18 protein-coding genes and 1 tRNA gene are annotated in these 22,890 nt (G+C 73.2%); 5 read left to right on the forward strand and 14 right to left on the reverse strand.

Annotated features, from left to right (window positions below):
- Positions 1-2 precede the first annotated feature (2 nt).
- Genes ACETWP_RS04145 through ACETWP_RS04155 form a run of 3 tightly spaced genes read right to left on the reverse strand, consistent with a single transcriptional unit; the run spans position 3 to position 1,640 of the window.
- Complete coding sequence (locus tag ACETWP_RS04145; RefSeq protein ID WP_373970931.1) at positions 3-611, reverse strand: protein-tyrosine phosphatase family protein; 609 nt, start codon at positions 609-611, stop codon at positions 3-5.
- Positions 608-1,261: a VWA domain-containing protein gene (locus tag ACETWP_RS04150; RefSeq protein WP_373970933.1), complete on the reverse strand. Its 654-nt coding sequence runs from the start codon at positions 1,259-1,261 to the stop codon at positions 608-610. Before ACETWP_RS04150 ends, ACETWP_RS04145 begins: the two co-directional genes overlap by 4 nt.
- A 13-nt stretch (positions 1,262-1,274) precedes the next feature.
- Positions 1,275-1,640 (reverse strand): hypothetical protein, encoded by a 366-nt coding sequence (locus ACETWP_RS04155; RefSeq protein ID WP_373970934.1) that lies wholly within the window; start codon positions 1,638-1,640, stop codon positions 1,275-1,277.
- A 204-nt stretch (positions 1,641-1,844) separates the two neighbouring features.
- On the opposite strand from ACETWP_RS04155, the gene ACETWP_RS04160 reads away from it, so the two are divergent.
- Together ACETWP_RS04160 and ACETWP_RS04165 are read left to right on the forward strand one after the other, a co-directional pair.
- Complete coding sequence (locus ACETWP_RS04160) at positions 1,845-3,089, forward strand: NAD(P)/FAD-dependent oxidoreductase (RefSeq protein WP_373970935.1); 1,245 nt, start codon at positions 1,845-1,847, stop codon at positions 3,087-3,089.
- A gap of 179 nt (positions 3,090-3,268) precedes the next feature.
- Complete coding sequence (locus ACETWP_RS04165) at positions 3,269-4,543, forward strand: MFS transporter (RefSeq protein WP_373970936.1); 1,275 nt, start codon at positions 3,269-3,271, stop codon at positions 4,541-4,543.
- 6 nt (positions 4,544-4,549) lie between these two features.
- On the opposite strand, the gene ACETWP_RS04170 is transcribed toward ACETWP_RS04165, so the two are convergent.
- A complete protein-coding gene (locus ACETWP_RS04170; RefSeq protein WP_373970937.1) occupies positions 4,550-5,785 on the reverse strand; it encodes an AI-2E family transporter in 1,236 nt (411 codons plus the stop codon).
- 178 nt (positions 5,786-5,963) lie between these two features.
- On the opposite strand from ACETWP_RS04170, the gene ACETWP_RS04175 reads away from it, so the two are divergent.
- Positions 5,964-6,036: transfer RNA gene (locus ACETWP_RS04175), tRNA-Ala, on the forward strand.
- 140 nt (positions 6,037-6,176) lie between these two features.
- Positions 6,177-7,028 (forward strand): SDR family NAD(P)-dependent oxidoreductase, encoded by an 852-nt coding sequence (locus tag ACETWP_RS04180; protein WP_373970938.1) that lies wholly within the window; start codon positions 6,177-6,179, stop codon positions 7,026-7,028.
- On the opposite strand, the gene ACETWP_RS04185 is transcribed toward ACETWP_RS04180, so the two are convergent.
- The 7 genes from ACETWP_RS04185 to ACETWP_RS04215 form a co-directional block, all read right to left on the reverse strand.
- Positions 7,003-7,425 (reverse strand): hypothetical protein, encoded by a 423-nt coding sequence (locus ACETWP_RS04185; RefSeq protein WP_373970939.1) that lies wholly within the window; start codon positions 7,423-7,425, stop codon positions 7,003-7,005. The two genes, ACETWP_RS04180 and ACETWP_RS04185, sit on opposite strands and share 26 nt — an antisense overlap.
- Before the next feature lie 109 nt (positions 7,426-7,534).
- A complete protein-coding gene (locus ACETWP_RS04190) occupies positions 7,535-8,935 on the reverse strand; it encodes a DUF1731 domain-containing protein (protein WP_373970940.1) in 1,401 nt (466 codons plus the stop codon).
- A 334-nt stretch (positions 8,936-9,269) separates the two neighbouring features.
- Positions 9,270-9,530, reverse strand: a complete 261-nt coding sequence (locus tag ACETWP_RS04195) for a GlsB/YeaQ/YmgE family stress response membrane protein (protein ID WP_373970941.1) — start codon at positions 9,528-9,530, stop codon at positions 9,270-9,272.
- Between the two features lie 186 nt (positions 9,531-9,716).
- On the reverse strand, positions 9,717-11,300 hold the full coding sequence (locus ACETWP_RS04200; RefSeq protein WP_373970942.1) for a S10 family peptidase: 1,584 nt from the start codon (positions 11,298-11,300) through the stop codon (positions 9,717-9,719).
- A 165-nt stretch (positions 11,301-11,465) separates the two neighbouring features.
- Positions 11,466-11,714 (reverse strand): hypothetical protein, encoded by a 249-nt coding sequence (locus ACETWP_RS04205; RefSeq protein ID WP_373970944.1) that lies wholly within the window; start codon positions 11,712-11,714, stop codon positions 11,466-11,468.
- Positions 11,715-11,942: 228 nt separating this feature from the next.
- The gene (gene putP, locus ACETWP_RS04210) at positions 11,943-13,469 is read right to left on the reverse strand and encodes a sodium/proline symporter PutP (RefSeq protein WP_373970945.1); all 1,527 of its coding nucleotides are present in this window, start codon (positions 13,467-13,469) and stop codon (positions 11,943-11,945) included.
- A gap of 149 nt (positions 13,470-13,618) precedes the next feature.
- Positions 13,619-14,644: a LysR family transcriptional regulator gene (locus tag ACETWP_RS04215; protein WP_373970946.1), complete on the reverse strand. Its 1,026-nt coding sequence runs from the start codon at positions 14,642-14,644 to the stop codon at positions 13,619-13,621.
- 226 nt (positions 14,645-14,870) lie between these two features.
- Between ACETWP_RS04215 and ACETWP_RS04220 the strand changes: the two genes are divergently transcribed.
- Positions 14,871-18,476: a proline dehydrogenase family protein gene (locus ACETWP_RS04220; RefSeq protein WP_373970947.1), complete on the forward strand. Its 3,606-nt coding sequence runs from the start codon at positions 14,871-14,873 to the stop codon at positions 18,474-18,476.
- A gap of 99 nt (positions 18,477-18,575) precedes the next feature.
- On the opposite strand, the gene ACETWP_RS04225 is transcribed toward ACETWP_RS04220, so the two are convergent.
- The 3 genes from ACETWP_RS04225 to ACETWP_RS04235 form a co-directional block, all read right to left on the reverse strand.
- A complete protein-coding gene (locus ACETWP_RS04225) occupies positions 18,576-18,854 on the reverse strand; it encodes an HPr family phosphocarrier protein (protein ID WP_373970948.1) in 279 nt (92 codons plus the stop codon).
- 163 nt (positions 18,855-19,017) lie between these two features.
- Entirely contained in the window at positions 19,018-20,709 is a 1,692-nt protein-coding gene (locus tag ACETWP_RS04230; protein WP_373970949.1) for a putative PEP-binding protein, read from the reverse strand.
- Between the two features lie 36 nt (positions 20,710-20,745).
- A complete protein-coding gene (locus ACETWP_RS04235; RefSeq protein ID WP_373970950.1) occupies positions 20,746-22,878 on the reverse strand; it encodes a PTS fructose transporter subunit IIABC in 2,133 nt (710 codons plus the stop codon).
- Positions 22,879-22,890 lie beyond the last annotated feature (12 nt).

Raw genomic sequence — 22,890 nt, forward strand, 5'->3', positions numbered from 1 at the left:
GGTCAGGCGGGAGGGCGGAGGTCGTCGAGCCGGTGCTGGCGCATGGCCCGCTGGATGAAGCCCACCTTGCTCGGGGTCATGGTCTCCGCGACGTGGGCGCGGAGCAGCTTCAGCTCGCGCCGGCAGGTGCGGGCGTGGCCGCCCTTCGCGACGTGCCGCGCGCCGTGCGCCAGCAGGGCGTCCTCGGCGTAGGCGATGAACGCCTGCGGGCGGGCCGCGCGGATCATCTCGAAGGCTTCGACGGCCCCGTGGCCGCGGTCCAGCAGGATCGCGAAGCCCATCGACGGCCCCCGGTTCACGCCCATGTGGCAGTGGGCCAGCACCTTGCCGCCGGATCGCCGCGCGGTGCGCGCGAAGCGGACTCCGGCGTCGAACAGGCGCGGGTCCACGGTGTGCCCGGCGCGGTCGTCGGTGCCCAGCCACTTGTACTCGACGCCGGACCCCGACCAGCGCGCGGCGTCGTTGGCCTCGCTGCGCATGTCCACGATGTGCGTGACGCCCGAGGCGAGGATGTTCGCGAACTGCGCGGCCGCCTTGGCCGGATCGTAGGAGAGGTCGCCGCCGACGGCGAGGTCGGCGGCGACCCAGCTCAGGTTGGCCCGGACGGTCATTCCCCGGCGTCCCGGCGCTGGTCGGCGCTGAAGGCGGAGGCCGCGCGGAGTTCGTCCATGGAGGCCCCGGCGCGCCGGGTGTCGCGCGCCGACGTCGTCATGGCGCTGACGGACGCCATGGCGCTGACCACCGTGTCGCGGGTGAACGTCAGCGAACGGTCGGCGGAGACGCCGAGGGCCGCCCCGATCTCCACGGCGTCCTGGTCGCAGCCCATGTAGGCGACCAGCCAGTTGTCCGCCTTCTCCTGCGCCTCCACCATGCGGCGGATCGCGGGCCGCGTGAACTCCCGCGAGGCGTTCTCGTGCCCGTCGGACATGATGTTGAAGTGCACCGTCCCCGGCCGCCGGTCCTCGGGCAGGGCTGCAATGCGTTCCCGGGTGGCGGTGATGGTGCGTCCCATGGCGTCGAGCAGCGCCGTGCTGCCGCGCGGGCGCAGTTGAAGCGGGCGGACCTCGGCGAGGGGGCGGTCCAGGTACACGTCCTCGTACCTGTCGTCGAACTGGTGGAGCGAGACGGTGGCGCTGCCCCCGACCTTCCGCTGGTCCTCGATGTAGGCGCTGAAGGCGCCCTCGACATCGTCCTTGATGGACTGCATGGAGCCGGAACGGTCGAGCAGGAAGACGAGCAGGGTGGAGTCGGTGTTGGTCATGGGACGTTTCCCTTCAGGAGGTGGGGCGACGGCGCTTGAACGCCATCCGGGGTTCCGGGGCCGGGCGGCCGAGCTCCGAGTCGTAGCGGGCCCGCTCCACCGAGGTGCTGCTGACCTTGCCGTCCGGGTCCGTGTAGGCGCCGAGGGAGTCCGTCCGGGCCAACCGCGGCGGCACGGCGTTCGGGGACAGGCCCGCCCGCAGCGCCACCGAGCGCAGGGACGCGCCCTGCAGCGCGGCCTCGGCCATGGCGTCGTTCAACGCCTCGTCGAGGAGCCCGCGCGCCTCGCCGAGGCACGCGACGGCTTCCATCGCGTCCTCCGGCAGGTTCTCCAGCAGCCGCAGGGCCCGCTCGACCCCGGTCCGGTTCGTCGTGTTCATGTTCCCAGTATGCGCATAAACTGCACATATGTAAATACTGCGCATGATGGTTTCTCGGGCCCGGGCGCACGCGCCGCGCGCGCGCCGACCGCGCGGTGACCCGCAGCGCGGCCGGCGGGGGCGACCCTTGACCGCCCCGCCCCCGGGCCATAGCTTGGCCGCAGGGGCGCCGCCCGTCGGCGGCGCCGCAGCGAGGGAGGCGCCATGTCCGCGGAATCGGACCACACCGTCGTCGTGGGGGCGGGGCTTGCCGCCGCCCACACCGTCCAAGCGCTCCGCGAGGGAGGCTACGCCGGCTCCATCACCCTCATCGGCGACGAGCCGGTGCCCCCGTACGAGCGCCCGCCGCTCTCGAAGGAGTACCTGCAGGGCCGCAAGAAGCTCGCGGAGGTCTTCGTCCACGACGCCGGCTGGTACGCGGAACGGGGGATCGACGCGCGCTGGGGCACCCGGGCGGAGGGAATCGACCGGGACGCGCGGACGGTCCGGCTGGCGACCGGGGAAGGGGTCCCCTACACCCGCCTGGTGCTGGCCACCGGCGCGGTGCCCCGGACGCTCGACGTCCCCGGCGCGTCCCTGCCGGGCGTGCACACCCTGCGGCGGATCGGCGACGCCGACGTCCTGCGCGCGGCCTTCGACACCGGCGGGCGCCTGGCGATCGTCGGCGCTGGATGGATCGGCCTCGAGGTCGCGTCGTCCGCGCGGCAGGCCGGCCTCGAGGTGACGGTCGTGGCGCCGAACGCCGTCCCGCTGGAGGCGGCGCTGGGGCCCGACATCGGCCGCTACTTCGCCGAACTGCACCGCCGCAACGGCACGGACCTGCGGATGAACACCTCCGTCACCGGAATCCTGGAGGCCAACGGGCGCGCGGCCGGCCTTGCCACGGACGCCGGCGAGGTCTGGGCCGACCTCGTCCTGGTCGCCGTGGGCGCCGCGCCGGACACCGCGCTCGCCGCGGCGGCCGGGCTGGAGGTCGACAACGGCGTCGTCGTGGATGCGCGCCTGCGCACCCGGGACCCGTCCGTCCTGGCCGCGGGCGACGTCGCCAACGCCGAGCACGCGAGCCTGGGCCGCCTACGCGTGGAGCACTGGGACAACGCCATCCGCCAGGGCAAACTGGCCGCCGCGACCATCCTCGCGGACTCCGTCCCGGGCTCCGCCGCGGAGGCGGGCGGCGGTGCCCTCTACGACTGGCTGCCCTATTTCTTCACGGACCAGTACGACGTCGGCATGGAGTACGTCGGGCGGGCCGGCGGCGGCGCCGACGTCGTGGTGCGGGGAGACCCGGACTCCGGGGAATTCATCGCGTTCTGGACGGAGGGGGGCCGCGTGACGGCCGCGATGAACGTCAACATCTGGGACGTCGGAGACGTCCTGCGGGGGATCGTCGGGCGGGAGGTTCCCCGGGAACGCCTGGCGGATGCGGGCATCGAGCTCGAGGACCTCTGAGGGGCGCGCCCCCGCGCGCCGCCCCGGGCGAGCCGGACGGGCATGGCGAACGGCATAGTGGCGGTCGTCTCGGGAAGAGGGTGGGCCCGGGAAGCGTTCCGTAGACTGGAAGCTTCCGCGCCAGTGTTGCCGCACTCTTCAGTCCGCGCATCCGTGCACCCCCAAAGGCAGGCCCCCGCATGACTCCCACCGCCCGCAGCACCCAGCTCCGCGGACGCCCGCTCCTGCTGGCCGTCGTCGCCCTCGCCCTGGGCGGCTTCGGCATCGGCACCACCGAGTTCAGCATCATGGGCCTGCTTCAGGAGGGCGCGGCCGACCTCGGCGTGACCAACCCCGACATGGGGCTGCTGATCTCCGCCTATGCCCTCGGCGTGGTCGTCGGCGCGCCCGCGATCACGGCGATCGGCGCGCGCGCGCCGCGCAAGACCATGGTCCTGTGGCTGATGGCGTTCTTCACCGTGGCCAACATGACGTCGATGCTGGCCCCGAACTACGAGTGGATGCTGTTCACCCGCTTCCTCTCCGGGCTGCCGCACGGAGCCTACTTCGGCATCGCCGCGATCCTCGCGGGGTCCCTGGTGCCCGCGTCCATGCGCGGGCGGGCCATCGCCTGGGTCATGCTCGGGCTTTCCGTCGCCAACGTGCTCGGCGTCCCGTTCGTCACCTGGCTGGGGCAACAGCTGGGCTGGCGCTGGATGTTCGCCGCCGTCGGACTCGTCGGGGCGGTGACCTGGGTGAGCATCAAGGCGTTCGTCCCGTTCAGCCCGGCCCACGCGGAGGCCAGCATCCGGCGGGAGCTGACGGCCCTGCGCAGCGGCCAGGTCTGGCTGGCCATGCTCACCGGCGTCATCGGCTTCGGCGGCTTCTTCGCGGTCTACTCCTACATCAGCCCCACGCTCACCGACGTGACGGGGCTCCCGATCCAGTCCGTCCCGCTGGTGCTCGGCCTCTACGGCGTCGGCATGGTCATCGGCAACATCGCCGGCGGACGACTGGCCGACTGGTCGGTGCGCGGGAGCATCTACATCGCCACCAGCGCCATGGTGGTCTTCATGACCGCGTTCGGACTGCTCTCCCCGTACCCGGTGCCCGCCCTGATCCTGGTCTTCATCCTCGGGGGGACCGGATCCATCCTGGTGCCGGGCCTCCAGGCGCTGCTCATGGACTCCGCGCCGAAGGCCCAGTCCCTGGCCGCGTCGCTGAACCACTCGGCGCTGAATGTCGCCAACGCGCTCGGCGCCGCGCTGGGCGCCGTCGTCATCGGCCTCGGGCTCGGCTACCGGGCGCCGGCCTTCCTCGGCGCCGGACTGGCCCTTTTGGGGCTGCTGCTGGCGCTGGCGTCCGGGTGGGGTGCCCGGCGCCGTGCGGCGGCCGCCGCGGTGGCCGCTGCGCAGGCCACGCCCGAGCAGGCCACGTCCGCACCGTCCGGGGCCGGGGCGTCCGTCCCCTCGTAGCGAAGACTAGGGGTCGGCGGACGACGGGTCCGGTGCCGCCGGTCCCGCCGCGGCGGGACCGGCGCCGGCGCGGCCTCCGGCGGACGTGCCGCCCCCGCCGGGCGCCGTCCCCGCGGTCCGGGCGCCCGGCCCGGGCGCCGGCGGGGTCCGCATGGCCGGCGGCACCTCGCGCTCGGGATTGCTGGAGATCAGGGCGTTGACCCAGCGGGCCCGCGGGTCGGCGTCGATCAGGACGGCCTTCAGCAGGAGCGTCGCGGGCAGCGCGAGCAGCGCGCCGAGCCAGCCGAGCACCCAGTACCAGAACAAGAGCGACAGGAAGGAGACGGTCGGGGTGACCCCGACCGACTGGCCCGTGAACTTGGGCTGCACGATGGACTGCACCGAGAAGTTGAGCACGCTGTAGGCGGCCACGACCGCGAGTGCCGGGCCCGGGCCGCCGTCCAGCAGGGCCAGCAGGGCAGGTGGCGCGAGCCCGATCACGAAGCCGATGTTGGGGATGTAGTTGGTCAGGAAGGCCAGGACGCCCCAGACCCAGATCAGCGGGACGCCGATGATGGCCAGGATGACGACGTCGAGCAGGGCCACGATGAGCCCAAACACGGTGGTGACGATCCAGTAGCGGCGCACGCCGTGGCTGAAGGACGACATCGCCGCCGCGGCGCCGGGGTAGCCGCGCCCGAGCATCGCCATGCGGCGCTGGATGGAGGTCGAGTCCATGCTCAGGAAGAACACGGCCATAACGACGGTGACCAGAACGGCGAGGACGCTGGAGACGTTGGCGACCAGCGGGGTCAGCAGCCCCAGGACACTGGAGGCCTCGATGCCGCGGAACTGGTCCATCAGCATGGCCTCGCTCACGCCGAGTCCGGCGAGCCATCCGGCCGCGTCGATCCAGAGCTGTCTGAGCTCCGCGTTGTAGCCGGGGAGCTCGCGCACCAGCTCGCCGGCCGCCCATCCCGTCGCGGTGAAGAAGAAGCCGAGAACCGCCAGCACCAGCAGCAGGGTCAGGACCGCGGCGGCGTAGCGGTGGATGCGGACCGAGAGCCAGCGTTGCAGGGGGAAGGCCGCGATCATGAGGTTCAGGCCGAGGAAGACCGGCGCGACGACGTCGCGCAGCTCGTGGACGAAGGTGAGGAAGACGGCCACCCCCGCCAGGCCGACGGCGATCAGCACCAGCCGCGGCGCCGCGGCCCGTGGCGCGCCGGCCGGCTCCGGGCCGTTCGGCGCGTGCCCTTTCGACATCCCTGCAGTCATGGTTGCCCTCCGCGGCCATTCTATGGCCGGGGTCCGCGGCAGAGGGTCGCCCTTTCGGATGACGGCATGCCCGCCCCCGCCCGGACGATTGGCGCGGTGACGCCGCGATGCTGTAGATTGTTAACTCGGCTCGGGCGCCGGTTTCCGCCGGTCCGATCCACCCCGCGGGGGTATGGCGCAGTTGGTAGCGCGTCTGCATGGCATGCAGAAGGTCAGGGGTTCGAATCCCCTTACCTCCACCGTGGAAAGCACTCCGGCCCTCAGGGCCGGGGTGCTTTTTTCATGCCCGGATTCCCCGCTTCGCCGGCGGTGGCCCCCGTATGCTCGGGGTGGCAGAGGCGGCGTTGGAGGGTCGGGTGGCGTGGTGGTCAGGGGACAAATGGCGGACGTGGCGGGGACGACGGTGCTCGTCACCGGCGCGGCACAGGGGATGGGGCGGCTCTACGCCGGGCGCGCAGTCGCCGAGGGAGCCGCCCGCCTGATCCTGTGGGACGTCGACGCCGTGGGACTCGAGGCGGCGCGCGCGGCACTGCAGTCCGCGGCCGACCGCCGGCGGGGTGCGGCCGGGGCGACCGTCGTGGAGGCGCAGGCCGTGGACCTCGCGGACGGGGCGGCGCTCGCGGCCGCCGCGGCCCGGGTCGCTGAGCGCGGCGTGCCCGACGTGCTCATCAACAACGCCGGGATCGTCCGCGGGGCGTATTTCTGGGAGCACACGCGCGCGGACATCGATGCGACGATGGCCGTCAACGCGCTGGCCCCGATGCGCACGACGCTGGCGTTCCTGCCCGCGATGATCGCCGCCGGCCGCCCGGCGAGGATCGTCACCATCGCGTCCGCTGCCGGGCTCGTCTCCAACCCCCGCATGAGCGTCTACGCCGCGTCCAAGGCCGCGGCCCTGGGCTGGAGCGACTCGCTGCGGCTCGAGCTGGAACAGGCGGGGCACCGGCACGTGAAGGTGACGACGGTCTGCCCCACCTACGTGTCGACCGGCATGTTCGCCGGCGCCCGGGGCATGCTGATGACCCCGCTGATGACGCCGGAGCACGTCGTCGAGGTGGTCTGGGCGTCCATGCTCGAGGGTCGGCCGCTGCTGCTCATGCCCTGGACCGTGAAGCTCGCACAGCTCGCCCGGGGAGCGCTACCCCGGCCCGCGTGGGACTTCCTCGCGGGCCGGGTCTTCGGCATCTACTCCAGCATGGGCGGCTTCACCGGTCGTCCAGGGGCCCGGTAGGGGCCCCCGGCAGCCCGGAGACCCAGTCCGCCACCGGCACGACCTCGGACACCTGCGGGTCGCGGCCGGCCGCGGAGAAGACCGTGATGTTGCGCAGCTGCTCCGCGCTGAAGAGGCGGCTCACGCGGCCGCGCAACCGGGCGTCGCCAACCACCAGGACCGCGGTGGGCCGGACGCCGGCGATGATCCTGGCCAGCGCGGCGCCGTGGATCCTGCCGAACATCACGGGGGAGAGCAGGACCAGCGCCCCCGAGTAGACGACCTCGTGGGGCGAGGCTTCCGAGACTGCCACCAGCTGAGGCGCGTGGCCCGTGACGTGCAACCGGTCCGCGAGCAGCTGGGCGTACTCCCGGGTGGCACGGTGGTGGCGGTGGTAGACGATGCTGACGACGGTCATGGCGGGTCCCTCTGCTGGGGAGAGGCGCCGTCCGGGCGCGCCGCCGGGCCGCCCCTCCCCTTAAGGGTAGCCCCGGGCGGGCCGTCTGGAACCGCCGATTTTCACACGGCTATCCGGTGATGTCGGACAGGGCCGCGCCGAGCCGGGGGTGCCGGAACGCGAACCCGGCGTCCCCCAGGACCGCGGACGTGGCGTGCCGGCCGGTCAGTCCGAGCGCAGGGTCGGTGCCCAGCGCCAGGGCCCCGAGCCGCACCAGCGGCGCCGGGGCCGGGACGGACCACCGGCGCAGCCGCCGCGGCGCCAGCCGTTCGCGGAGCATGGACATCAGCTCGGCGTTGCGGACCGGTTCGGGCGCCGCGGCGACAACGACTCCCGACGGCAACTCCACCGAGGGTTCGAGACCCAGCCCAGCGCGCACCACGCCGAGCCAGTCCTCCAGGTGGATCCAGCTGAACCACTGGCGCCCGTCGCCCACCGGGCCGCCCAGGCCCGCACGGGCGAGCAGGGACAACCGGTCGAATGCGGGGCACTCCCGCTCCAGCACGATCGCGGTCCTCAGGATCGTCTGGTGGTGGGTGTTCGCCCCCGCTGCGGCCTTTTCCCACGGCACGGCAACACCCGTCATCTGGGGCAGCGCGGCGCCGCCGGACGGTAGCGCCGAGTGTTCGTCGAGCCGGTCCTCCCCGGCGTCGCCGTAGACCGCCGTCGTGCTGGCCTGAACCCAGCGCGACACGGGCCGCGGCAGGGCGGCGCAGGCCTCGACCAGGGCGCGGGTGGATCGGACGCGCGAGTCGCGCAGCGCCGCGACGTGGCCAGGCGAGGGCCGGCAGTCCACACTCCGGCCCGCGAGGTTGACGACGGCGACAGGTCCGGCGTGTTCCAGCTCCCGCGTCCAGGCGCCCGGGCCGGCGCCGTCCCAGGCAACCTGCCGGAAGGGGGAGCCGGGATCGTGGGAGCGGGTCAGCACCACGACGTCGTGGTTCCTGCACGCGAGGTCCGCGGCCAGGCGCCGACCGAGGAAGCCGGAACCGCCCGCGATGACGATCTTCGGTTCCCGGGTCGCGGATCCCCCGGCCAGCCGGTGGAGCCGCGCGCAGTTCTCGGCGAAGCCCGCGGCCAGCGGACCGGCCGACGACGGCCCGAACAGCGGGGTCCCGGGGCCGTCGACGGACACGGTCTGCACCAGGCGGGTGCCCCCGTGCTCGGGACGGAGCTCCCACCGCACCAGCAGTCCGCCGCCGGGCTGCGGCTGGCGCCAGGAGAACTCCCTGCCCGCCACGCGCCGCACCACCACGGCGGGCGGGGCCGTCCGGGCGTGGATGGCCCCGATGAGGGCCGGTCGCGGTTCGAAATCCAGCGCGGTCCCCGGCGCCGGGTCCGCGGTGCGGGGAACCAGCGCGGCGACGGCCCGGTTCCAGAGCGGGAGCGCCGACGGGTCCGCGATGACCGGCCAGAGGACCTCGGGCGCCAGGTCGAAGTGATGGGACTGCGTGCGGTTCCAGGAGGCCATGGCGCCAGCCTAGCCAGCGCGCGACGGGTGGTGGCGGAGGGGCGGGCGCGCCCCCAACGACTCGCCGGACAATCAAGCGGCGTCAGGTCGCCGCCCGCCCCCACTGCCCGCCGAGTCCGGCCGACGCCCGTGCCGCGACGCCGCGCCCCTCCGCGAATGCAGACCCCCCGGTCTGGTGGACCCAGTCTCTGCCGCGGACCACGCGCAGTCAATGTCTTGACAGAAAATTCTTGTCAATATCGGATCCGGACCCGCTCCCGGCACGAAACCGGCGGCCATCCCGGGGAATGGCCGCCGGCGGCGGCAGCTCGGAGGAGTCCGCCCCGCCGGGTGGCTAGGCGGCCCGTTTGCTGGTGATGAATCCCCAGATGGCGAGGACCACCAGGGAGCCGATAATGGCCCAGATCCACGACACCAGATCGAAGAAGCCGGCGGTGCCGCTGCCGAAGAGGCTGCCGATCCAGCCGCCCAGGACGGCGCCGACGACGCCGAGGAGCAGGGTTGCCAGCCAGCCGCCGCCCTGCCGACCGGGCAGGATCATTTTGGCGATGGCGCCCGCGATGAGGCCGAGAAGCAGAAAAGCCAGGAAATTCATGCGGTTTTCCTCCCTTGGGTCCATTCCCCCTTGGAACGGACGTTGGCGCCCCGGCAGCGGAGGCCACCGGTGTGACAGGCACCATGATACGCATTTGTCGTTCCTTGTGAACCGGGGAAACGCAAATCGGTTCCCCGATTGTGACGCCGTTGTTTCGGCGGGTTCACGCACCCTGCGGCGAACGCCCTAGCCGGGAGTACCGACGAATGCCGCGAGCTCCCGCAGCTGGTCCGCGCGGCACCGCGGGTTGAGGTACATCATGTGCCCGGCCTCGTGGAAGTGGTGCGTGAACCGCTCGCTCGCCCCCGGCGGGAGGTCCATGTGGGCCCAGACGTACTCGGCCGCCGCGTGCGGCGTGGCTCCATCGTGGTACCCGTAGTCCACGTGGACGCGCAGTTCCGGGAGATCCACGAGGAGCCGCTCCAGGTCCTTGGACACGTCCACCGGCGCCCCCTCGAACGTGCGGTAGCTCCACGGGTGGACGCGTCCCGTCAGCACCTCGTACGGCAGGTCGCTCTCGTAGCCGAGCTCCGCGCGGACGTAGTGGTTGATGGCGGCCGAGTAGGGACCGGCGATGGCGCGCAGGCTCGGGTCGTCCCACGTGTGGGACTCCTGCAGGCGCGGCGGCTGCCCGGAGAAGCGCCCGTCGATCCGACCCACCATCCTTCCCTCGCCGCGGAGCAGCTCGGTGGCGAACTCCATGTATTCCCAGCGCAGATTGGTCCGCCGGATGAACGCCTCGGGAAGCGTGGTGAGCTCGGCGAGGCGGCGCACCACGGCGTCGTGGGCGTGCCGGGGGAGCCGGCTCCCCCGGTGCAGCGCCAGGACGTAGTCGCCGGCGGCGTACTCCTCGGCTTCGCGCAGGACGTCGTCCAGGGGCCGGACGCCGTGGCGCCCGTGGTAGTGGGCGATCGCGGCGTACGTCGGCAGGTGGAGCGCGTACGGGGTGTCGTTACCGGGCTGGAAGTCGAGGGTTGACAGGTTCAGGACGGTGCTGATGAGCCCGAGTCCGTTGACGGCCAGGCCGTAGGCCTCGTAGAGGCGGCGGGCCACCGCCACCGCGCGCAGCGTGCCGTAGCTCTCCCCGACCAGGAACTTGGGCGAGAGCCAGCGGTGGTTCCGGGTGACCCAGAGACGGATCACCTCGGCGACCAGGTCCCGGTCCTCGACGAAGGCGTGGAACTCGTCGGACTTCCCGCCGTGCACGACGCGGGAGAAGCCGGTGTTGACCGGGTCGATCATCACGAGGTCCGCGTGTTCGAGGATGCTCTCCGGATTGTCGAGGAGGCCGTACGGCGCGGGGGTCATGGCGCCCACGTCGCCGGAGTCCACGAGGCGGGGACCGAGCAGTCCCATGTGCAGCCAGACGCTGGCCGAGCCGGGTCCGCCGTTGAAGGCGAACACGACGGGCCGGCGGTTCGCCGCGGGCGGCCCCTGCCGCGCCCCGTGGGGCGGCAGGGGCTGCGCCGCGGGCGAGGCGTCCGGTTCGTTGGCGCCGGGCGCGGCGTCCGGGCCGGTGGCCTGGGGCGGGGGGCCGTCCGCCGTGTAGGCGACGAGGAAGATCTCCGCCTTGGGGTGGAACCCGTCGGCCTTCCCGTCCGCGGTCTCCTCGCGGCGCAGCACCAGGCGTCCGGTCGTCGTCGTGTAGGCGAGGCCGGTGGGGGAGGTGTGGCGCCGGACCACGAAGTCGTCCGCCGCCTCCGCGGGAGGCTCGGCGGCGGGCGCGGAGCTGGGTGTGGGACTGGGTGTCGTGGGTGTCTCATCGGCCATGGGTAGAGCGTACCGGGGCCGGTGGGACCGGAGTGACGGGACCGCGCGACGCCGCCGGACCCGGTCGCACCGGGTTTCCAGAGGACCCGGTCGCGCCGGGTTGCCAGAGGGCGCCGTGTTGCCAGGGGGCGCCGGGTTGCCGCGGGACTCGGGCCTCCGGGGGAATCAGGCCGCCCGGGCCAGGCCCGCCATGGCGCGGCGCAGGAGGAACACGTCGTAGACGTTCCCGTGGAGCATGGCGCGGCAGCCGGTGGAGTCGTCGCGAACCCACACGACGCCGTGGTCCGGCGCGGTCGCCTCGACGCGCCCCCGGTAGTGGACGTCGCCGTGGCGCAGGGCCTCGACGGTGTCGCCGGGGCCGAGCGTGCGCAGATCCCTGATGTGGAGTTCCTGGTGGGAGATGGAGATGCTCATCGTGTGCTCCTCGGCGGTGGTGCGGGTTGTCGATGACCCCACTCTGCCGCCGCGGTGTTTCGGAGCTGTTACCGGGCGGTTAGGCGCGCGTGATGTTTGGGCGCCACGCGGACGGAACGAACGCGGCCGGAAAGCGCGGGAGGCACCCTGCGGGGCCGGGTGCCCTGCAGGATGCCTCCTTCGCGCGGAGGCCCGGCACGCGGTGACTCCGCGGTCCGGGCGACGGGCCTAGCCGGCGACAGGCTCGGTGCGCGCGGCCTTCGGGGAGACCTGATGCTCCATGAGCGAGAACTCCTCCTCGATGACGGCGTTCGGCTTGTAGGTCATCTTGGAGACGACCACCGTCACGACGAGGTTGAGGATGAAGCCGGGGACGATCTCGTACATCGCGTCGGCGAGGGCGGGGATGTTGCCCCAGACGAACACGGTCGTGGCGCCGACGAGCATGCCCGCGAGCGCACCGGTCGCGGTCAGTTTGCGCCAGTAGAGGCTGAGCAGGACCAGCGGCCCGAACGCCGCGCCGAAGCCGGCCCAGGCGAACGCCACGAGATCCAGGATGGTGGAGTTCTGGTCCAGGGCGAGCAGCGCCGCGACCACGGCCACGACGAGCACGCCGGTGCGGCCGAGCATGACCTGCTTTTTCGGCGTGGCCTCGCGGCCGACGATGTTGTACAGGTCCTCGACGAGGGCCGACGAGCAGACCACCAGCTGCGAGGAGATGGTGGACATGATCGCGGCCAGCACGGCGGCCAGCACCAGGCCGGCGACGAACGGGTGGAAGAAGATCTGCGACATCAGCAGGAACACGGTCTCGGGGTCGGTGAGCTCCTTGGCCGGGTCGCCGGCGAAGTAGCCGATGCCGATCAGGGCGGTGGCGATGGCGCCACTGGCGGTCAGGATCATCCAGCCGATGCCGATGCGGCGACCGGCCTTCGCGTCCTGCGGGGTGCGCAGGGCCATGAACCGGACGACGATGTGCGGTTGTCCGAAGTAGCCCAGGCCCCACGCGGCCGTGGAGAAGATCCCGAGCGCCCAGATGAGGTTGTTGCCCTCGCCGAAGCCGGCGAAGAGGTTCAGCGCGTCCGGGTTGACCTCGCGGATGCCCTCGGCGGCGGCGCTGATGCCGCCCGTCTGGATGAGCGCGACAATCGGCACGGCGATGAGCGCGGCCAGCATCAGGAGGCCCTGGGCGACGTCGGTCAGCGTCGCCCCCAGGAAACCGCCGAACAGGGTGTAGGTCAGGGTGACGATGGTGACCGTGGCCAGGCCGGCCAGGTAGGGCCAACCGAAGGAGCCCTCGAAGAACTTGCCCGCCGCGACCATGCCCGAGGAGACGTAGAACGTGAAGAAGACCAGCACGATCACGCTGGACGCGATGCGCAGCACGTGCGTCTTGTCCTTGAGGCGCTTCTCGAAGAAGCTCGGGACGGTGATGGCGTTCTGGGAGACCTGCGTGTAGGAGCGCAGGCGGGGCGCCACGAACTTCCAGTTCAGCCACGCGCCGATGGTGAGGCCGATCGCGATCCAGGCCTCGATCAGGCCGGAAACGTAGATGGCGCCGGGGAGCCCCATGAGGAGCCACCCGGACATGTCGGAGGCGCCGGCGGAGAGCGCGGCCACCCCGGGCTTGAGCCCGCGGCCGGCGAGCATGTAGTCGTCGAGGTCGCTGGTGCGCTTGAAGGCGAAGTAGCCGATCGCCAGCATGGCGACCATATAAACGCCGATGGCGAGCAGCTGGTAGGTCTGGTCAGTCATGGTCGTCCTTGTGGATCGGTGCGGCGCGTCGGCGGGGGAAACCGACGCCGCGCCGGCATTTTGGGTACCCACAAATATCGCGCAGAGGTGGTGGGTTTCCCCAGTATGACAGCCGGCCGTCCGGCGTTGTGAGCGGGGTCACGCCGCCGTTACCGTTCCGTGACCATGTTCGGGGAGCTTCGGGCGAGGGTTTCGGCCTGCGCGCGGAGGGCCGACCGCACGGCCGCGATCGCGGGGTGCCGGGCGCTGGAGGTGCGCATGGCGGTGAACACGGTCCGCTGGGGCAGGCCCGGCAGCGCAACCCGCCGGACCGCCGCGCGTCGGTCTGCCCACACGAGGTCCGGGAGCAGCGCCACGGCGTTCCCGGACTCGACGAGCCGGACGTGCGCCTGGAGGTCGGCCGTCTCGAAGCGCACGTCCGGCTCGAAGCCGGCGGACCGGCAGGCCTGCTCGGCCCAATGGCGGGAGGCCGCGCCGTGCGGCTCCATGACCCACGGGAGGTGCGCGGCCTGGGAGAGCGCGTCGACCCGCCGGAACTCGGACGGGGTCCCCGCGCCGCCGGTGTCGGACCAGGTGTCGGACCGGCCGTCGGCGCCGCCGGCCCACCGGGCGGCCCCCGACTCCGGTCCGCCGCCCGGTCCGCCGTCGGGCAGGGCGAGCCGCACGGTGTCGTGGAGCAGCGGCTCGCGCTCGAGCTCCCGGTAGTGGGGCGCGGAATGGCCCGGATACTCCTCGGCGACCACGAGGTCGAAGTTGCGCGCCCAGGTCTCGTGCAGGGCCGTTTCCGGTTCGTGCTGCACCATCTCCACCCGGACCTCGGGGTGCGACTCGCGGAGGGCGCGCAGCATGTTCGGCATCAGCGCGAGCGCCGCGGTCTGGAACACGGCGACGCGCACGGTTCCGCCGACTCCGGGCTGGGTCGCGGCCAGCGCGGCCTCGGCCCGCTCCAGGGACTCCAGCAGTTCGGCGGTGTGCGCCACGAGCACCTGCGCCTGCGGCGTGAGCTGCAGCCTGCGGCCGCTCTTGCGCAGGAGTTCGACGCCGGCCTCCCGCTCGAGCTGCGACAGCTGCTGGGACACGGACGAGGGGCTGTAGTTCAGGACCGCGGCGACCTCGGCGACGGTTCCGCGGATACTCAGCTCGCGGAGCAGCCGGAGCCGTCGGACGTCGAGCATGGTGTGCCTCCCGGGGTGGCGCGAACATTCGGTGACACCGAACATTATCCTTCGGGAAACGTCGCTTTTGCTTAACCAACCCCGGGCAGATACTGAATCCTGAGACCCCGTGTGCCAACGCCGCGGGCCGAGGCGCCGCGGCGCCGCGGGAACCACCCATCCGCCGGACCCCCACCCGGAACCCCAGCAGGCCGACCGGCCGCCACCACCAAGGAGCACCGACGACGTGAGCATCCCCACCACCGACGCGGGACTGAACCAGACCCGCCCGCAGGACCTCGCCGACGAGGCCGTCGCCCTGGTCCGCCGCTGGCTGACCGAGGCCGCCGCGTACCCGGTCGACGCCTCGGCCGAGCAGCTCGCCGGCGTGCTGAAGGACCCGAACGGCCTGGACTTCACGGTCGGCTTCGTCGACGGCGTCGTTCGCCCGGAGGACCTCGCCGTCGCGGCGCGCAACCTCAAGGCCCTCGCGCCCAAGGTCCCCTCCTTCCTGCCCTGGTACATGAAGTCCGCCGTCGCCCTCGGCGGCGCGGTGGCGCCCGTGGCGCCCGCCGTCGTCATTCCCATCGCGCGCCGCGTGCTGCGCGAGATGGTGGGGCACCTCATCGTGGACGCGACCGACGCCAAGCTCGGCAAGTCGATCGCGGGCCTCCGGAAGGAGGGCATCCGCCTCAACGTCAACCTGCTCGGCGAGGCCATCCTCGGCGAGGGCGAGGCCGGCCGCCGGCTGGAGGGCACGCGCCGGCTCCTCGCCCGCGACGACGTCGACTACGTCTCCATCAAGGTCTCCTCGACGGTGTCCCCGCACAACCACTGGGCGTTCGACGAGGCCGTGGAGCACGTCGTCGAGACCCTCGCGCCGCTGTACCGGCTGGCCGCCTCGTCGACCCCCGGGAAATTCATCAACCTGGACATGGAGGAGTACAAGGACCTCGACCTGACGATCGCGGTCTTCACCCGCCTGCTCGACCTGCCGGAGTTCAAGGAGCTGGAGGCCGGAATCGTGCTGCAGGCGTACCTGCCGGACGCGCTGTCCGCCATGATCCGCCTGCAGGACTGGTCGGCCGCCCGCGTCCGCGCCGGCGGCGCGCCCACCAAGGTCCGCCTGGTCAAGGGCGCCAACCTGCCCATGGAGACCATGGACGCCGACGTCCACGGCTGGCCGCTGGCCACGTGGCACAGCAAGCAGGCCACGGACACCTCCTACAAGGCGGTCCTGGACTACGCCCTGCACCCGGACCGGATCGGGAACGTCCGCCTGGGCGTCGCCGGGCACAACCTCTTCGACATCGCCCTCGCCTGGCTGCTCGGCAAGGCCCGGGGCGTGGAGCGGGGCATCGAGTTCGAGATGCTCCTCGGCATGGCGACCGGGCAGGCCGAGGCCGTGCGCCGCGACGTGGGCTCCCTCCTGCTCTACACCCCCGTGGTCCACCCGGCCGAGTTCGACGTCGCGATCGCGTACCTGATCCGCCGCCTCGAGGAGGGGGCGAGCCAGGACAACTTCATGTCCGCCGTGTTCGAGCTCGACGCCAACGAGGCGCTGTTCGAGCGGGAGAAGAACCGCTTCCTCGACTCGCTGGCCGGACTCACGGACGAGGTCCCGGGCCCCAACCGCATCCAGGACCGCTCCGCGTTCGACGCCGTGGCGGCGCTGGAGACCGTCAACGCCCGGGCCGCGCGCTCCGAGGACGGCGGGGGTCCGTCCGGCGTCGGCGGGCCCGTCGAGAGCTTCGAGAACACCCCGGACACCGACCCCGACCTCCCGGCCAACCGGGCCTGGGGCCGGGAAATCCTCGCCCGCGTGCCCGGCTCCGAGGCCGGCACGGCGACGGCCGACGGCGGCACGTTGTCCACCGGGGACGCGTTGGAGGCCGTGGTGGCCTCCGCCGTCGCCGCGGGGGAGGCCTGGGGCCGCCTCTCCGGCGCCGAGCGCGCCGCCGTGTTGCACCGCGCAGGGGTCCGCCTCGAGGCGCGCCGGGCGCGGTTGCTCGAGGTCATGGCCAGCGAGTGCGGGAAGACCCTGGACCAGGGCGACCCGGAGGTTTCCGAGGCCATCGACTTCGCCCACTACTACGCGGAGCTGGCCAAGGGGCTGGACGCCGTCGACGGCGCCGAGTTCGTCCCGTCGAGGCTCACCGTCGTCACCCCGCCGTGGAACTTCCCGGTCGCCATCCCGGCCGGCTCCACCCTCTCCGCGCTCGCCGCGGGCTCCGCCGTCGTCATCAAGCCGGCCCGGCAGGCCCGGCGCAGCGGGGCCGTCATGGTCGAGGCGCTGTGGGAGGCGCTCGACGAGGCCGGGATCGGGCGCGACGTGCTGCAGTACGTCCAGCTCTCCGAGCGCGACCTCGGCACCGCGCTGGTCTCGCACCCCGCCGTCGACCGCCTGATCCTCACCGGCGGGTACGAGACGGCCGAGCTGTTCCGCTCGTTCCGCAAGGACCTGCCGATGCTGGCGGAGACCTCCGGGAAGAACGCGCTCATCGTCACCCCGTCCGCGGACCTGGACCTCGCGGCGAAGGACGTCGCGGCCTCCGCGTTCGGGCACGCCGGACAGAAGTGCTCGGCGGCCTCGCTGGTGATCCTCGTCGGCTCCGTCGCGACGTCCCGGAGGTTCCACCACCAGCTCGTCGACGCGGTGCGCTCGCTGCGGGTCGGCTACCCGACGGACGCGCGCACGCAGATGGGCCCCGTCATCGAGCCCGCGGCGGGCAAGCTGCTGCGCGGCCTGACCGAGCTCGGCGAGGGCGAGCGGTGGATCCTGCAGCCGCGGCCCCTGGACGACTCCGGGCAGCTGTGGAGCCCGGGCGTGCGCGCCGGCGTCGAGCGCGGCTCCGAGTTCCACCTCACCGAGTACTTCGGCCCCGTGCTGGGCGTCATGACGGCGCGGACCCTCGAGGAGGCCGTCGCGCTGGTCAACGACGTCGACTTCGGCCTGACGTCCGGCCTGCACTCGCTGGACCCCACGGAGCTGGACTACTGGCTGCGGAACATCGAGGCCGGCAACCTCTACGTCAACCGCGGCATCACGGGCGCGATCGTCCGCCGCCAGCCGTTCGGCGGCTGGAAGAAGTCGGCCGTCGGGACCGGCACCAAGGCCGGCGGGCCCAACTACCTTGTGGGGCTGGGCTCGTGGAAGGACGCCCCGGTGCGCCGCTCCGCCGCCGGCGCCGACGACCCGACCGGGCCGGCGTCCGCCCTGCTCGACGCCGTGCGCTCCTCGGACGCGCTGTCCGCCGCCGACACCGAGTGGCTGGCCGCGGCGCTGTCCACGGACGCCGCCGATTGGCGCGCCGAGTTCGGCACGGCCCGGGACGTCTCCGGGCTGCAGGCCGAGCGGAACGTCTTCCGCTACCGCGCCGTGCCCGTGACCGTGCGCTTCGAGGCCGCGACGTCGGGCCACGGTGTCGCGGAGCTCGTCCGCGTCGTCGCGGCCGGCGTCCGGGCCTGGGCCGACGCGTCCGCCGAGGACGGCACGCGGCCGGGCTCGCGCCTGACGGTGAGCACCGCCGTCGCGCTCCCGGGCCCCGTGGAGCGGGCGCTCCGCGCCGCCGGCGTCGTGCTGGCCGTCGAGGACTCCGCGGCCTGGGCCGCGCGCGCCGCGCGGCTGGCCGCGAAGACGGGTCCCGATTCGGCCTCGAGGATCCGCCTGATCGGCGGCCGCGTCCTGGACACGGCAGAGGCCACGGGCGGCAAGCCGGACGTCGCGATCTACGCGGGCGATGTGGTCTCCGCCGGCCGGGTGGAGCTGCTGACGTTCCTGCACGAGCAGGCGGTGTCCATCACGGCGCACCGCTTCGGCACGCCGAACCACCTCAGCGACGGGCTGATCTAGCCACCTGAAACCACGACGCTCCCCGGGATGCGCAGCGTATGGACCCGCCATACGCCGCACTTCCCGGGGAGCGTCCGTGGTTAAGCGCCCTCGGCGGGACTACTCGGCGTCGTGGTCCGTCTCCAGGATCTGGACGAGAACCTCGAGGGCGCCGTCGGCGCCGTCACCCTCGGCGCGCAGCACGACGACGGTTCCGTACTCCGCGCCCAGCCCCATGAGGGAGAGGATGCTGGAGGCGTCGAGGGCGTCCTCGGCCGGCTCGCCCTGCAGGGCAATGGTGACCTCGACCGGCTGGTCGGCGGCGGCCTCGGCGAAGATGGCGGCCGGGCGGGCGTGCAGGCCGACGCGGCTGGCGATGGTTGCGGTGCGTTCTGCCATGGGATTCTCCTTGGTTGCGGGGGTGCGGTTGCGGGGATGGGGTTGCGGGGTTGCGGTTGCGGTGTGGGGTGTGGTCGCGGGGTTCGGGGTGGACGTTCGGTCTGGTGGGCCGGTGGCCCGGGTGGTGCCGGATCGGGCGGTGGCCCGGGCCGGCGCCGCCCGGCTAGAGCCCCAACTGTTCCAGAATCGGCAGGCTCGCGCGCACCGCCTCCCGCGCGTCGACCGCGCTCTCGGCATCCAGCGCCAGGGCGGCGAGCTCGCGGGCCCGCTCCAACGTGACGGTCGAGAGCACCGCGGCCACCTGCTCGAGGGCCCGCGCGGTCATCGACAGGCTGGTCGCCCCCAGACCGACGAGCACGACGGCGAGGGCCGGGTCGGCGGCCGCCTCGCCGCACACGCCCACGGGCTTGGGCGACCCCTCGGTCCCGGCGCGGGCGGCGCCGTCGGCCGTGGCCTTCACGAGCGCCAGCACCGCGGGCTGCCACGGGTCGTTCAGCGCGGCCAACGGGCCCAGCTGCCGGTCCGCGGCCATCGTGTACTGGGTGAGGTCGTTGGTGCCGATCGAGGCGAAGTCGACGTGCCGCAGCACGGCGCCGGCCGTGAGCGCGGCGGAGGGGACCTCCACCATCACGCCCGGGACGCGCAGGCCGGCCTCGGCGCACAGGGCGGCGAAGTCGGCGGCCTCGGAGGCGGTGGACACCATCGGCGCCATCACCCAGACCTCGGCCCCGGACTCGGCCTCGGCCTGCGCGACCGCGGCCAGCTGGCGGGCCAGGACGCCCGGCACGGTGGTGTCGGTCCGGTAGCCGCGCACGCCCAGGGCCGGGTTCGGCTCGGCCGTGTCGGTGAGGAACGGCAGCGGCTTGTCCGCCCCGGCGTCGAGCGTGCGCAGGACCACCTTGCGGCCCGGGAACGCGTCGAAGACCCCGCGGTATGCGGCGACCTGCTCGTCGTGGCCGGGCTCGGCATCGCGGCCCAGGAAGCAGAACTCGGTCCGCAGCAGGCCCACCCCCTCCGCGCCCGCCGCGGCGGCCGCGCGGGCGTCCGCGCCGCCGCCGACGTTCGCCAGCAGCGGCACGCGGTGCCCGTCGGCGGTCGCGCACGTCCCGTTGAAGACGGGCAGCGGAGCGCGGTCGGCGTAGGCCTGCGCGGCGGCCCGCTCGGCGGGTCCGGGGTCCGGGACGACGACGCCCGCGGCGCCGTCGACGAAGACCTCGGCCCCGGAGGCCAGATCCGCGGCTTCGGCCGCCGCGACGACGGCGGGCAGGCCGAGCGCGCGGGCGATGATCGCCGTGTGCGACTGCGGCCCGCCGCCCGAGGTGACCAGCGCGATCACCCGCGCCGGGTCGAGCGTGGCCGTGTCGGCGGGCGCCAGGTCCTCGGCGCACAGCACGAACGGCCGGTCCGAGTGCGGGATCCCCGGGGCGGGGACCCCGCGGAGCTCGGCAACGATCCGGGCGCGCACGTCGAGCACGTCGGTGGCCCGCTCGGCCATGTAGCCGCCGAGCGAGGCCAGCTGCGCGGCGACCTTCTCGGCCGCCTCCCAGACGGCCGCCTCGGCGTTCAGGCCGGTTCCCAGCAGCTTCACCGCGGTCTTGAGCAGCATCGGGTCCGCGGCCATGAGTGCCGTGGCCTGCAGGACGTCGGCGGCGTCGCCGGTCGCCGCCGACGCGCGGGCCTTGAGGTCCGCCGAGACGGACTTTCCGGCCGCGCGCAGGCGCTCGGCCTCCGTTTCGGGTGTCGCGCCCGCGGGCAGCGGCGCCGACGCGACGGGCGGCGCGATGGCCGGCGGCATCGTCAGGACGGGACCGACGACGCGGCCGGGGCTGACGCCCACTCCGTGGATGGTACTCATGATGGAACCTCGAATCCTTCTCGTGGTGGCTGCGGTCTAGGCCATGACGTCGGCGCGGGCGGTGTCGGCGTGCGCCTCGGCCCGGGCGCCGCGCACGGCGTAGCGCTTGAGGGCGATGACCGCGAGCGCCGAGATCACCGTGCCGACGACGATGGAGATGATGAACATCGCCACGTTGCCGATCGCGAAGAAGACGAAGATCCCGCCGTGTGGTGCCTGCGAGGTCACGCCCGTCGACATCACCAGGGCGCCGGTGACGCTGGCGCCGAGCATGCTCGCGGGGATGACGCGCAGCGGGTCGGCCGCGGCGAACGGGATGGCGCCCTCGGAGATGAATGCCGCGCCGAGCAGCCAGGCGGCCTTGCCGTTCTCGCGCTCGGCGAGGGAGAAGCGCTTGTGGTCCAGCAGGGTGGCCAGCGCCATGGCCAGCGGCGGGACCATGCCGGCCGCCATGACGGCGGCCATGATCTGCAGCGGGGCCTGGTTGGCGACGGTCGCGGCGCCGAGGCCGGCGACGGCGAAGGAGTAGGCCACCTTGTTGACCGGGCCGCCGAGGTCGAACGCCATCATCAGGCCGAGGATGAGCCCGAGGAGCAGTGCGGCCGCGCCGGTCATGCTGCCGAGCCAGCTGTTCAGGCCGGCGCTGGCGTAGGCGATCGGGCCGCCGAGGAACAGGAACATGGCGCCGGAGGCGATGATCGAGCCGAGCAGCGGGATGATGACGACGGGCATCAGGCCGCGCAGCCAGCGCGGGACCTTCCAGGAGCCGATCCAGCGGGCCACGACGCCGGCGAGCAGTCCGCCGACGATGCCGCCGAGGAACCCGGCGCCCATGAACCCGGCCACGGCGCCGGCGGTGAATCCGGGCGCCAGACCCGGGCGGTCGGCGAAGGCGAACGCGATGTAGCCGGCGAGCACCGGGATCAGGAAGCTCATCGACAGGGCGCCGATCTTGAACAGGACGGCGCCGAGGTAGATGCCCAGCCCGCCCTCGGGCAGGTTGGCGAAGCTGTTCTCCAGCACCACGTCGTCGGCAATGTCCGTGATGTCGTAGCCGCCGAGCAGGAAGCCCAGGGCGATCAGCAGGCCGCCGCCGGCGACGAACGGGATCATGTAGCTGACGCCGGTGAGCAGCGCGCGCTTGAGCAGCGCGCCGACGCTCTCGCGGCCCCCGGAGGCGCCGAATTCTGAATCCTCGCCGGAGCCGTAGCCGACCACCCGGCGGGCGTTGGGGTCCTTCGCGGCGGCGAGCGCCTCCGCGACCATGACGTCGGGCTCGTCGATGCCGCGCTTGACGGGCGACTGGATGACCGGCTTCCCGACGAAGCGCTCCTTGCCGCGGACGTCGACGTCGACGGCGAAGATGACGGCTCCGGCCGCCGCGATCACCGCGGGGTCCAACGGCGTCGCGCCGGAGGAGCCCTGGGTTTCCACCTGCAGGTCGACGCCGGCCTCCTCGGCCGCCGCGACGAGCGAGTCGGCGGCCATGTAGGTGTGGGCGATGCCGGTGGGGCAGGCGGTGACCGCGACCAGGGTCGGCCGGGTGGAGGCGCCGGCGGACGGCGCCGGTGTTCCGGCGGCCGGGGTCCCGGAGTCGGCCGGTGTCCCGGGGGCGGCGAAGCCCGGCCCGCCGGGCGAGGCGGCGGCCGAACCGGCGGCACCCGCCGCGGCGGGCGCCGAGGGGGCGCCGGCGGCGCTCTCCGGGGCGGCGGCCGGGGCGGGGCTCACGGCCTGCTCGACGAGCGCGACGATTTCCGCCTCGGTGGCGGCCGCGCGCAACGCCGCGGTGAAGTCCTTCTTCACCAGGGAGCGCGCCAGCTTCGAGAGGAGCTTCAGGTGCTCCTGGTCCGCGCCCTCGGGGGCGGCGATGAAGAACACCAGGTCGGCGGGGCCGTCCTTGGCGCCGAAGTCGACGGCGGGGCGGAGCCGGGCCATGCCCAGGGTGGGCTCGAGCACGGCGGTCGAGCGGCAGTGCGGGATGGCGATGCCGCCCGGCACACCGGTCGCGGTCTTGCGCTCGCGGGCCACGGCGTCGTTGTAGAGGCCCTCGAAGCCGGACGCGCGGCCGGCGGCGACCACGGTCTCGGTGAGGCGGGCGATGACGTCGGTGCTGGTGGAACCGAGGTCGGTGTCGAGCAGGACGAGCTCTTCGGTGATCAGTCGGGACATGGCTTTTTCCTT

It is taken from the genome of Arthrobacter halodurans, from assembly GCF_041877255.1.
Classification (GTDB): Bacteria; Actinomycetota; Actinomycetes; order Actinomycetales; family Micrococcaceae; genus Arthrobacter_N; species Arthrobacter_N halodurans.